The organism is Alkalibacterium sp. (genome assembly GCF_046484155.1).
Lineage (GTDB): Bacteria > Bacillota > Bacilli > Lactobacillales > Carnobacteriaceae_A > Alkalibacterium.
The window spans coordinates 1-12,035 of the sequence record NZ_JAWOBT010000103.1 but is presented as its reverse complement, the minus strand read 5'-3'; the positions used below and the strand labels follow the sequence as shown (position 1 = coordinate 12,035).

General features: G+C 36.3%; 9 protein-coding genes and 1 pseudogene. 2 read left to right on the top strand and 8 right to left on the bottom strand.

Annotated elements, in window-relative coordinates; all coding sequences use genetic code 11:
• The first annotated feature begins 388 nt into the window (after window positions 1–388).
• Together R6U02_RS07320 and R6U02_RS07315 are read left to right on the top strand one after the other, a co-directional pair.
• Window positions 389–1,183: an SDR family NAD(P)-dependent oxidoreductase gene (locus tag R6U02_RS07320; RefSeq protein WP_410262959.1), complete on the top strand. Its 795-nt coding sequence runs from the start codon at window positions 389–391 to the stop codon at window positions 1,181–1,183.
• Window positions 1,184–1,823: 640 nt separating this feature from the next.
• Window positions 1,824–2,378 (top strand): tyrosine-type recombinase/integrase, encoded by a 555-nt coding sequence (locus R6U02_RS07315; RefSeq protein WP_410262958.1) that lies wholly within the window; start codon window positions 1,824–1,826, stop codon window positions 2,376–2,378.
• 1,264 nt (window positions 2,379–3,642) lie between these two features.
• Here the strand turns inward: R6U02_RS07315 and R6U02_RS07310 are convergent.
• The 8 genes and pseudogenes from R6U02_RS07310 to R6U02_RS07275 all read right to left on the bottom strand — a co-directional run.
• Window positions 3,643–4,665 carry a LacI family DNA-binding transcriptional regulator gene (locus R6U02_RS07310; RefSeq protein ID WP_410262957.1) on the bottom strand — a complete coding sequence of 341 codons (1,023 nt, stop codon included), beginning with the start codon at window positions 4,663–4,665 and terminating at the stop codon, window positions 3,643–3,645.
• A gap of 143 nt (window positions 4,666–4,808) precedes the next feature.
• The gene (locus R6U02_RS07305) at window positions 4,809–5,642 is read right to left on the bottom strand and encodes a carbohydrate ABC transporter permease (RefSeq protein ID WP_410262956.1); all 834 of its coding nucleotides are present in this window, start codon (window positions 5,640–5,642) and stop codon (window positions 4,809–4,811) included.
• 15 nt (window positions 5,643–5,657) lie between these two features.
• Window positions 5,658–6,572, bottom strand: a complete 915-nt coding sequence (locus R6U02_RS07300) for a carbohydrate ABC transporter permease (protein WP_410262955.1) — start codon at window positions 6,570–6,572, stop codon at window positions 5,658–5,660.
• Window positions 6,573–6,665: 93 nt separating this feature from the next.
• Window positions 6,666–7,964 (bottom strand): extracellular solute-binding protein, encoded by a 1,299-nt coding sequence (locus tag R6U02_RS07295; protein WP_410262954.1) that lies wholly within the window; start codon window positions 7,962–7,964, stop codon window positions 6,666–6,668.
• Window positions 7,965–7,990: 26 nt separating this feature from the next.
• Complete coding sequence (locus R6U02_RS07290; protein WP_410262953.1) at window positions 7,991–10,321, bottom strand: glycoside hydrolase family 65 protein; 2,331 nt, start codon at window positions 10,319–10,321, stop codon at window positions 7,991–7,993.
• 20 nt (window positions 10,322–10,341) lie between these two features.
• On the bottom strand, window positions 10,342–10,623 hold the full coding sequence (locus R6U02_RS07285; RefSeq protein ID WP_410262952.1) for a hypothetical protein: 282 nt from the start codon (window positions 10,621–10,623) through the stop codon (window positions 10,342–10,344).
• Window positions 10,624–10,625: 2 nt separating this feature from the next.
• Window positions 10,626–11,033: an RDD family protein gene (locus R6U02_RS07280; RefSeq protein ID WP_410262951.1), complete on the bottom strand. Its 408-nt coding sequence runs from the start codon at window positions 11,031–11,033 to the stop codon at window positions 10,626–10,628.
• A 500-nt stretch (window positions 11,034–11,533) separates the two neighbouring features.
• Window positions 11,534–12,035, bottom strand: a pseudogene (locus R6U02_RS07275) (hypothetical protein); the annotation flags it as partial.

The window sequence follows — 12,035 nt, the reverse complement described above, 5'->3', positions numbered from 1 at the left end:
CAGTTTCTTTAATTGCCTTTCATGCCACAGCTTTTTCCATAACGGTATTTTTTTAAACTTATCAGAAGGAAATGTTTGTCCTTTCTGGAAGCCTGCCATGGAAGACTCCATCAGTTCTTCGATCGGGATGGTATGTAAGCTAGGCTGTTTTATCATTTTAAGTGACCTCCTTGTCTCTGATTTTCTTTAATTATAACCTGAGATATAATTAAATCACACATAAACAGCCCACAGCGCTATCATTTATCTTGATCGAGTTATTAAACAGGGAAGAGGAGGGCGCAGGGGAATGAATTATCAGTATATCTGTGACTGACATGGCACTGTTCAGATAGTTAACACAGGAGGGAACAATATGTTTTCTTCGATTCATACGGAGGATGATAATATGAAACCACTTGAAGGAAAAATAGCACTTGTAACCGGTGGAACCCGCAATGTTGGAAAAGGAATCGCACTAGGTTTAGGCGAAGCAGGCGCAACGGTATATGTTACCGGAAGAAGTATAACGGATAAAGATGTTAAAGGCATTACTTCCGCAGGCGGAAAAGGTATTGCTATAGTATGCAATCATGAAAATGACGATGAAGTAAAAAAGGTATTTGAACAGATCAAAGAAAAAGAAGGAAAACTAGACATCTTAGTAAATAATGCTTGGGGTGGCTATAATCGTCTTCGTAATAGAAGGAAATACAAAGGTTTTAAATGGAAAGACGATTTTTGGAAACAACCTTTGGAATTATGGGATGAAATGACTGATGTTGGTGTTCGCTCAAATTATGTTGCAAGTGTTTTTGCGTCAGAATTGATGCTTAAACAAAAACAAGGCTTAATTGTCAACATTTCCTTCTTTGCAAGCCGCAAATACTATGGGAATGTCATTTATGGTGTCGCAAAAGCAGCTGTCGATAAAATGTCTATGGATATGGCAGTCGAGCTAAAACCACACAATATCGCTTGTGTTTCATTATATCCTGGTTACATCGATGATAATAAAAACGAAAAAAAGCCTGATTCCAAAAAAGAATCCTCTCAATTCGTCGGAAGAGCAATAGCCAACTTAGCTTCTGATGAAAAACTGATGTCAAAAACAGGGCAAATATTAGTTGCTGCTGAATTGGGAAAAGAATATGGTTTCAAAGATATAGATGGCACTCAACCTGAACCATATGATACATCATAAGAAATCATGTTTTGGAATATTAAAAATGAAATTCATCAACCATTATGAATCAAGTGAACGCTCTCCAAAATTTCCGGTCCTAAAAATAAAAGCACAAAAAAACGGAACATTCAATAAACGCCTGAATTCAACACATACCCTTTCAATTCTTATTTTGAATACGAGAGGAGAAGAGGGGAAGGTGAGAAGTGGTATTTTCCAGTCCACGGTAAGGAGGGCTCCCCCAAAAATCAGATTCAGAGATCTAGAAACAATAAATCTACAAAAGTTTTTCATCAAGACCTCTATTTTGAGGTCTTTTTTCATTCATTTCTCTTATTTGAGAATTTGAAGCGATTAAAGACGATTTCACGGATGATTACCCATCAAGACACTTGAAATCGTCTTAGAATCCACGAGAAACAGAGTGATTGTTTTCAGCATTTTAAGGATACACAATTACAATTGTGTATCCTATAAAACATTGCTGTATCAACGGTTAAAATGGTACACTAAAGACACGGAAAGTGACTTTTAAGACTGGTAAGCGTTTTCAATTGATAAAATGGATCAATTCAGAGGAGACCTTGCTATTAGCAACGAAAGTTCAAACATTCACAAACAAACAGATCACAAAAACAGATCGAAGGAGTAAGTCAAAATGAATTTTACATATCCCATGCAACAAAAAAAGCAAATAAAAAAATTGATGGACGTCTATCCGCTGGCATCGAAAAAACGACTCCTATTAGAATTCGGATTACGTACAGGATTACGGATCAGTGATATTCTTTCTTTCAAAGTCAAAGATCTACATAAACAAGAATTCATCTGGGTGCAAGAAAAGAAAACAAAGAAAAAGAAAATATTATTCCTGCATCCGAAGCTTCGCCAATCCATTAAACTGTACGTCAAAACTGAAGGATTGAAATCCGAGGATTATATTTTTTATTCCAAGAAAAATCCCAAACAGCCTATACAACGCATGCAAGCCCATCGGATCATCTCTCACGCAGGAGACATGATCGGACTCAGACCATTGAGTGCACATTCACTCAGAAAGACATTCGGATACTGGTCCTATAAACAAGGTATTGACATTAGCTTGCTGCAGACGATTTTCCAACATTCTTCGCAAGCCGTCACATTACGTTACATCGGGATCACGCAGGAAAACATCAATAAAGTTTATGAAACTGTAGATATGGGATTTTAATTGTGCTGATTTGTATAGTTAAGCAATTAAATCAAAACTGAAATCTTTAGAATAATCTAAAGATTTCTTCAAATTTTTCAGTTTAATAGCAAATTCCCAATAAACAGAACAAATTCAAACTGTTTCAATAATAAAATTTCTATGGTTACAGTTAAAATAAAACGCTAAACAAAAGGATTAAAGCACTATATAGTTTAAAATACAGTTAGTCGAGAGCTTATCTGAAAAGATTCAACAAAGGTGACGATTCCGATCTGATCAATTTTAAAGATATCATTTTATCCAACCACACGATCATTGACAAAACCAAACTGTAACGCTAGGTAAGAACAAAAAAATATGAAATGATTACTAAAATGGTAAATAAATAAAAAAGATTGCTAAAAAGCGACAAAAATCAGCAAAAAAGGGAATTGAGCAGCGAAAGAGACGGTTAAGTAAAAATCATTATTTTGGTTTACATAATATATATTATACCAAGTAGATTATATAAGCATAAGGTCTCTTATTGTCCATTCAGATTGAATTTGACTCACCCTTGTATAAGCTTTGAATTGAATTCAATCTAAAGTGAATTATGCCTAGTCTTTTTCTGTTTTTGGTTATTTTTTGAAATATCATATTTTTATATTCTTACTGATCTCCTACTTATTGATCCTAGATTTTTCTCATCTTTGCTGAATGATTTCCGTTTACCTCATCATTCAGCTACCCTAGTTCATCGACAACATTTTATATGAGCTTCTCAAGACGATTTCAGCTTGGTCATCGTATGATCATCCATCGAATCTCCTTAGAATCGTCCTGGTACCATCTAATAAATTGAAAGTTTTATTGATGCCATATTTTTTGGAATTCCCTATAATCTCATCTGAAATTATTATTCAGAATTTTTCATGTAAATATTCAACTCACTTTCATTTATTGCTTTACAATACTCCATATCTGAAATTGAATGTTACATTTAACTCTTTTGATTCAATCAATTAAATTTTGTGTCAATCGTAATTGATACGATTGAATTTTTGCTAATTACTTCTCTATTAAGTTACATAACGGTAAACCACCTTTTTAATCTCTTCTATCCCCCTACATGGCTACGAACATTACTATCTGTGACATGCTTCAAAAGGTGCATCCCACGTTCACTTCACAAAAACACGTACTACAGCTGAATTATGATCCAGCTGTAGTACGTGTTTTTATATTTTATTATCCCTATCTTCTATTCGACCATTATTAAATGGCTGTTTTAGTTTGTTCTTTATTTCGCACGTTCTTTGGTGGTTTCACGTATAGTTAGCGAATGCGGTACAAAGACATGCGAGTCTTTGATTTCTTCTTTTAGTATAAAGCGACTTAATAGTTTGGCTGCTTGATAACCAATGTCTTTCATATCTTGCGTCACTGTTGAAAGAGGCGGCGACAGATATTGGGCTAAGGTTATATCATCGAAGCCAAATACCGATATTTCTTCGGGAATGGTTTTGCCTATTTCTTTTACGGCTTTCATTACACCGATGGCCATAATATCACTGGCACAGAAGAAAGCCGTCAAATCCGGATAGTTTCTTAACAAGTCTAGTGCCATTATATATGCAATTTCTTCGCTGAAATTAGCATATTGAATCAGCTCTGGGCGAATTTCTAATTGCTTTGTTTCCATAGCTTTAAGGTAACCGGCTTCCCTTCTCACTGTAACATTCGCTTCTTTGCGTCCATTAATCAGCGCAATGTTTTCGTGTCCAAGGGAAAGGAGATGGCTTACTGCCTCATAAGCGGCTAGCTCATTATCTACTGAGACAGAACCTACATGATCACCTTCAAGTTCTATATCGACTAGGACAATAGGAATAGGACTTTTTCCAATCTCTTTAATATAAGGGTCATCTGTTCTCAACCCCTGAATCACTGCACCCGAAATATCTCTCTCATTCAAAAATTTCTGTAAACTCTTTTCCTTTTGCTGTGCCGTAGTAATGGGGATTAAGAAAAACTCGAAATCCATTTCCAATGTATACTGATAAACACCTGAAAGAACATCCATACTTAAATTTGCTTTATTATTGAGCTCTAAGTTATTCAATAAAAGAGCAATATTTCTCTTTTTCTTTGAAGACAAAGAGCGTGCAGATAAGTTGGGAGAATACTCTAGTTCATCAGCGATTTTTAATACCTTTATTTTCGTGGCTTCACCAATATCTGTATAGCCATTAAAGACACGCGAAACCGTTCCGATAGAGACGCCTGCATGTTTAGCCACATCTTTAATTGTTGTCTTTTTCAAATGAACACATCCCCTCTTATCCAAATTATCTATTAGGAAAAATTAAAACTGTTGCTTCCGATTTCGTCATACTTATCTATTGTATCATACTAAAAATCAATTATTCTTCTCTATTATTCACAAAATTTCCAGAAAAATATATCTTATTTTTCGCCATCCATTCTTACCCCTTGCAGGAAGTATTTATTAAATATGATGTACAAAATGACGATCGGAATAATCGTGATGATACTGGCAGCCATTGTATAATCCCAACGTACACCACCATCTTGACCTTGAAATGTTTGAAGTCCCAGTGTCAAAGTGAATTTCTGAGGACTGGATAAGTAAAGCATCGGTTTCATAAATTCGTTCCAAAAGCCCATGAAGACGAATATGGCTTGGGTGGAAATGGATGGTTTAGCTAGCGGCATCACAATCCGGAAGAAGGTTTGGAACCTACCTAACCCATCGATAGCGGCTGCTTCTTCTACATCGACTGGGAAGTTTATGAAGAATTGGCGCATCATAAATATGTTTCCCAGGTTGATCGCTGCTGGGAGAATCAATGCTGTAAAACTATCCAACATGCCCAAGTTACGTAAAATCAAGTAATTGGGAATAAGTAATACTTGGGCGGGTACCATGATCAATGCTAAAAATCCATAATAAATGCGATATTTACCTGGGAAATTTAAGCGAGCGAGCGCATATCCGGCCATTGTATTCAAGAAAATATTGATTGTAGTTCCAACTACAGACACGATGACAGAGTTCAAAAACCAACGTGAAAAGAGTGAAGAACGACCAAAGATGTATCTGTAGTTCGCTGTAGTAAATTCTTCCGGTAATAAACTTAAATCTCCCCCAACAATTTCACGAAACGGTTTAAAGGAGGCGGCAATTGCCCACAAGAAGGGATACAATGTAAAAAATGCATAGATTATTAAAACTGTATACATAATGCTTTGTACGATTGGTAATTTACTCTTTTTCATATTTTTTCTCCTCCTTTAACCCATTCTATTGTTTACTTTTTCAGCAATCATGGAAACGACAAAGATAATAGCTGCCAGTGTAATGGCCAATGCTGAAGCATATCCCATTGAATTCATTTGTCCAAAGGCGTACTGATAAATCATCAAGGCTACCGTTAAAGTAGAATTGGCCGGTCCACCAGATCCATTAGAGAAGATATAGGCTTGGTCAAACAATTGAAAGGTACCAATGATGCCCATTAAAACGACATAAGTAGTAATTGGTCTTAAATACGGTACGGTAATGTATATTAGTTTGTTCCAGGAAGAGGCTCCATCAATATCTGCTGCTTCATAGAGTGATTTTGGTAAATCTACAAGTGATGCTAGATAGATGGTCATAAACATTGGAACGGTTGACCATACATTCATCACCATAATAACTTTCAATGAATATTCTGGATTTTGCAAAAAGTTTATTGGTTCACTTAACAATCCCACATTTAATAATAATTCATTTACAGGTCCATAAACATTAAATATGAACATAAAAATTAATGTTAAAGCTGAACTAGATGTTAATGTAGGCAAGAAGTAGATTAAACGAAACATCTTCTTCCCTTTTAATTTGTCACTTGCTAATACATACGCTACCAGTAAAGCAGCTATTGTTTGAGCCGGAACGACAACGGCGGCAAACGTAGCCGTATTCCTTAAAGCAATAACAGCTCTCCCATCAGAAAACATGCGGGCGTAATTTTCTATTCCAATGAAGGAATAGGTGTTAGCAAATAAATTCACGTTGTTAAACGATAAATAAATGGAAAATACTATGGAAAAAACAAAGAACACTAGTGCAACAAGTAGTGCAGGTGCTAAGAACGTATACGCTTGAAACCATTCTACTAAGCGCGATTTACTCACTCTCGGTTTCTTACTATTCGCTTTCATGATTAATCCCCCTGAATCCGTTGATTTTATAAAAAGCCAGGTATCTACAGCTACGTCAATTCAGCTGCAAATACCTGGATATGCTTACTCAGATCAATTTGCAGCTTCGATGTCTGAGTTCGCTTGATTGTTTGCTTCTTCCATAGCTGCTTCCCATGTTTCTTCACCATTCATGACTGTTGGTAAATAGTTATTGAATGCATTGGAAACTGTTGTTAAAGTCACGCCATCTTGCCAAGGGGTAGCAAATTCCCATGCTTCTAAGTGGATATTCAAATCAGGGTTGCTTGTAATGTCTGCAGCTTCTGCTACATCTTGTCTACTTGGCAACGTTCCTGTTCCCTCTACCCATTCTTGCATGCCTTCTGCTCCTGTTACGTGTTGAATCCATAAATCAGCTAATTCACTTTCTTCTGTCCCAGCGTATTTACCCCAACCTACTGAGAACATCATGGACCCTGGTTCACCTTTATATGTTGGCATTTCTTTTACTGTGAAGGTGACATCTGAAAATTCATCATTCAATGTTTGATAAACCCAGTTGCCTTCATCCATGATAGCGATTTTCCCAATACCAAAGGCTTCACCGTTCCAACCTGTACCAACATCTTGTGGTGTGACATAAGCTCCGGTTTCTTTTAAGTCAGTCAAAATTTGTAAGTTTTCGATTACCGTTGGATCGTCTAAGTTAGCCATTCCGTCTTCTGTAATCACATCTCCGTCTCCGCGTTGCATCAAGTGGTACGTGCGGGATAGTTCAGGAGTGTAACTCATGGCAAAGACATCTTCATCTGGATAAGCTTCATCAATTTTTTCTTGGAATCCAGGTAGCCAGTCTACATATTCTTCTAGAGAACCGGGAACTTCATCTATAGAAACACCAGCAGCTTCAAAAATATCTTCATTTAAGTATAGAGATAAAGTGGACATATCTTTTGGTATGGCATATAACCCACCCTCGTCATTCGAGAATGATTCAACCAACGTTTCATAAAATGCATCTATTTCGAATAATTCTGGATCTAATTCCATTAAAGTGTCTTGCTCTTCAAAGAAGTCAAACATGGCAAAATCTACATAAAAGACGTCTGGAGCAGTTCCACCGATTAAGTCTGTTTGGATTTGAGTATTGTAATCGGTATAAACTTTCTTCTCGATTTCAGCCCCAGTTTCTTCTTCAAATTGACTAATTAATGAGTCCAAAGAGGATTCTTCAGCATCGTTTCCACCCCATACGCCGAGGGTCAATGATTTCCCTTCTGTTTCTACTTCAGTCATATCATTGGATTCCGTATCCGTTTCTTCGCCATTTCCTCCACATGCCATCAATGTCAATGCCGTCGCAGAACCGATCAACGTTAATCCTAATTTCTTGGTAAATAATTTACTCATTTTATTTCCTCCCTGTATTATAGTTTTTATTTTGTTGATATTACCGTAATTTTATCCAGTACTGTGTACTGTTTGTCAAATGACTCAAACTCGATTGCTTCCGTTTGTGTTTTGTTGGTTATGGTCATTTGTTCTTTATCAATTGAAACTTCTAATTCATTATTATGCCAATGAATACTATATGTTAAATGTAACCATTTCTTTGGCAAGGACGGATTAATACGTAATTTCCCATTCAGACTTCTTACACCACCAAATCCAAATACAATTGCTTGCCAAATCCCTCCAAGAGATGCAGAGTGAATGCCTTCATTTGAAGTAGTCATGATTGGACCCATATCGATAAAGCGGGCTTTTTCGAATAATTCATATGCCCGATCTACGTATCCAAGATCTGCTGCCAAAGTAGTATGTGTGGATAACGACAAGGATGAATCGTGCATTGTTTTAGGTTCATAATAGTTCCAGTTTTTATCTTTGATGTCTTTCTCGAATTGATTTTCAAAGAGATATAAGAGCAGCAATACATCGGCTTGTTTGGTTACTTGTAGATTATTCACTTGTTCCAAATTGTAATCGTGGAACAAACCACCTACGAAATTTTGGGATTTATATTTGGTTAAATCGATGACTTCTTTCATTAAATAAGTGTCATCTTGTGGAATAACTCCCTCCTTGTTTGGTTGCGGTACATAAAGCTTCTCCAACGTGTCATTGAGGTTGTCTGCTAGTACAGCAAAATCGAACTGCTTATCTAACCGTTCTTTAACTGCCGGTCTAGCTTCCAATTCTTTCATTACTTCAAGTGCTTTTTCCATATTCCAGCGAGCAATATAATTTGTGAAGGCATTGTTGTCCGCATGTTCTTTATACTCATCGGGACCAATCACTCCTCTGATAACATAGTTATTTTGCTCTTCATCATACTCTACCCTACTTGTCCAGAATTTTGCGGTATCTAATATAATTTCATACCCTTTTTCATCCATATAAGTTTGATCTTGAGTAGCTTGGTAATATTGATATACACCGTAGGCAATATCACCTGTAATATGTTGTTCGATAAAGCCAGACCAAATTTTTGTCGCTTTACCGGTAACGATATCTGCTGCTCCCCATACTGGTGTGGTCTCTCCGTCTTCGATCCAAGCTGCTTCCCAAGGGTATTGGGCGCCCTCATAACCATTTTCACTTGCTTTTTTATGCGCTCCTTCAAGGCCATGATAGCGATATTCCACTAAACTTTTTGCGATTTCTGGATGCGTAAAAGTGAAATACGGTAGTACAAAGATTTCTGTATCCCAGAATGTGTGGCCTTTGTAACCTTCTCCTGTCAGTCCTTTTGCACCAATATTCATACGATTGTCATGGGCAGGCGTCATACAATGCAAATGATAGCGAGCAAAATTAACGGCCAACTGATCTAATGAATCCTCTGATTCAATGCGAACAGGCGCTACCTCCCACACTGATTTTTTCCATTCTGCATGGCTTTCACGAGCTAAACTTTCGTAACCCATTTCTTTAGCTTTTTTCAGTTCATTCAAAGCCAGTTCTTCAATTTCTTCGGTTGTCAACTTTTCGTGTTCTTTGTCCCGTGAAGTATGGATAGAGGATATTTTTTCTATACTGAGCGTTTCTCCTTTTTCAATTGTCGCCCAATACAGATTTTCTACTTTTCTTCGGGGCATTTCTATGCGGGACTTTAATTGCTTGATTTCGGTATTTATTCTAAACTGGTGAACTGTCGTCAATATAAAATCGATTTTTGATTGTAAAGTTTTAGAAGTCATTTGCATAAACGCTTTTTCTTTTAACCGTTTTTCACCTTCATGAAAATGTTGTGAGCCACTGTTTGTCACTTGTCCATCAATACCTGAAACAATCTCTAGCGCTACTGCTTTGTTTAAAGGTCTTATTTCAACTTTTTGACCAAAAATATGCATTCTTTTTTTGGAAATAAAACGTGAAAACTTCCATTCTACTTCGGTTCCATTTGGAGAAATCCAAATGAAAATTCGGGTCAACTCTCCTGATTGCAGGTCCAAACGTCTTTCGTATTGTTTGGTTTCACCTATGGTTAAATCGAGTTGTTCACCATTAATTTTTAGTTTCATCTGCATAAAGTCCGGTACATTCGGTAATTCCGTTACTTCATTCTCGTCAAATTTGTTAAATGTTCCAGCTACGAATGTGTCGCGTGTTTCACTTATGTAGTTTTCTTCTGTTGCTGCACGGATACCCATATAGCCATTTCCTTGTGCTAAAATTGTTTCGTACTTTCCTAACCATTCTTTATTGAAAAATCCTTCTCCAATAAACCATGGATTGTCATAATATTGTACGCTTGATTTCATATTTTACCCTCCTGAATTTTTTATCTTCCGTAAAAATATGTATTGGATCGAAATATTAGTACGACCAATCCCATTAATACGATTCCTATTACCAAAGCAATCTTCAGTCCTAAGAAAATATTCATTAAAAAAATACTTACCGCAAAAATCGAATATGCTTTTAAAACTTTATTCATTTCATAATGATCTTTGTAAAAGCGCGCAATGAGGTAAGCCGCGACTAACGTAATTAAAAACAAAGCGAATATTGGACGACTATCAATTTGAGCAAACGCATTTTCTGTTAAAAAATCCGATTCCATTTTTATCCCCTCACTTTACTTTGCGAATCCATCATCACTCGACTTCCACCAATCCAATCATGAAGAGTGGTTTTCTTCCAAAAATATAACCCCGCGCTCAGTAACGTAAATACAAATCCAAAATGGGGTATGAAATAAAGCATCTTGGGAAGTTCTCTTAGTCCGACTATTGCCAAATCATTATGGTCGTACATATAGACAGTACGTTGTTTAGAAAAGAACTTTCCTACTGTTTTCCCCCCAAAAGCACTTCCCGCGATAGCGAAGTAGAGTACCATAAATAACTGAGCCACAATATCCGCCATTCTAAAATCTAAGCCAAAAATAATTTGAAGCAGAATAATGGATGGAAAATATATTAGCATCGCATCGATCACAAAAGCCAACACTCTTAAAATTACTTTATCCATAATATCCCTTCTCTATTTAAGTTTCTTTATTTTACTAAAACGTTTTTGTAACAAGTTCATCATACCATGTTTATTTGTAAATGCAAGCGCTTTTTTATTATTATCACGATGTATTTAATGTAAAATAGTGAGAAATACTCAATTTTAACTAAAACGTTAAAGTAAGCCAACATAGCTGGCTTACTTATCTTTTGGATTTTAATCTCAGTGCGTAACCATTTTCTGCGCTTCGCTATTTCTATAATACACAATAAAAAGGTTTATTTAACTCGTGAGGTCAATCTTTAAATAAACTCGAGGTCCGAATATTTCTGAGTTTGTCATTTCAGAATCGATAAGTATGCCTATATCAACTTCTGTGTTTACAAAGGCTTTTATCTACTCTCGCCTCTTTATCTTTGTTCTTGTGCAGCAAAAGTCCTATCAAATTTTAATTTACTCTTTTTCTTATATACAAAAAAGGACTCCTTTAATTGGAGTCCTTTTTTATCAAATTAGTTTTAGTTCATAACGTTTGCGGTCATATTTTTTTTAGTATCTTCTACTTTAGGTTTCCAAATACCTAGTACAATGGCTGAAATCATAGTACCAATGAGTAAAGCGACAATGAAGAGTAATGGATTTTGTCCAATTCCTACAACGAATAATCCACCGTGTGGAGCTGGTATCGAGACATTCCATAGTTGAGTTAATCCTCCACCGATGGCTGCACCTAATATCGATGAACCAATGACGCGTAGTGGATCAGCTGCTGCAAATGGGATGGCGCCTTCTGTAATGAAGGAAGCACCTAAGACAAAGTTGGATAGTCCTGACTGCTTTTCTAAGTCAGTGTATTTAGATTTGAATAATAGTGTAGAGAAGGCAATAGCTAGTGGTGGAATCATTGGCAGTTTAAGCATTTTATCAATCATGTGTCCAAACACACCTACACCAAATTCCGTGTGGACATGTATAATGTCCAAATTCATTTCTCTTACTTGCACAAATGCTCGAATCTGA

Coding starts and splice junctions, on each gene's coding strand:
- R6U02_RS07320 (WP_410262959.1), top strand. CDS start 389: ATGAAACCACTTGAAGGAAAAATAGCACTTGTAACCGGTGGAACCCGC.
- R6U02_RS07315 (WP_410262958.1), top strand. CDS start 1,824: ATGAATTTTACATATCCCATGCAACAAAAAAAGCAAATAAAAAAATTG.
- R6U02_RS07305 (WP_410262956.1), bottom strand. CDS start 5,642: ATGAAAAAGAGTAAATTACCAATCGTACAAAGCATTATGTATACAGTT.
- R6U02_RS07300 (WP_410262955.1), bottom strand. CDS start 6,572: ATGAAAGCGAATAGTAAGAAACCGAGAGTGAGTAAATCGCGCTTAGTA.
- R6U02_RS07295 (WP_410262954.1), bottom strand. CDS start 7,964: ATGAGTAAATTATTTACCAAGAAATTAGGATTAACGTTGATCGGTTCT.
- R6U02_RS07290 (WP_410262953.1), bottom strand. CDS start 10,321: ATGAAATCAAGCGTACAATATTATGACAATCCATGGTTTATTGGAGAA.
- R6U02_RS07285 (WP_410262952.1), bottom strand. CDS start 10,623: ATGGAATCGGATTTTTTAACAGAAAATGCGTTTGCTCAAATTGATAGT.
- R6U02_RS07280 (WP_410262951.1), bottom strand. CDS start 11,033: ATGGATAAAGTAATTTTAAGAGTGTTGGCTTTTGTGATCGATGCGATG.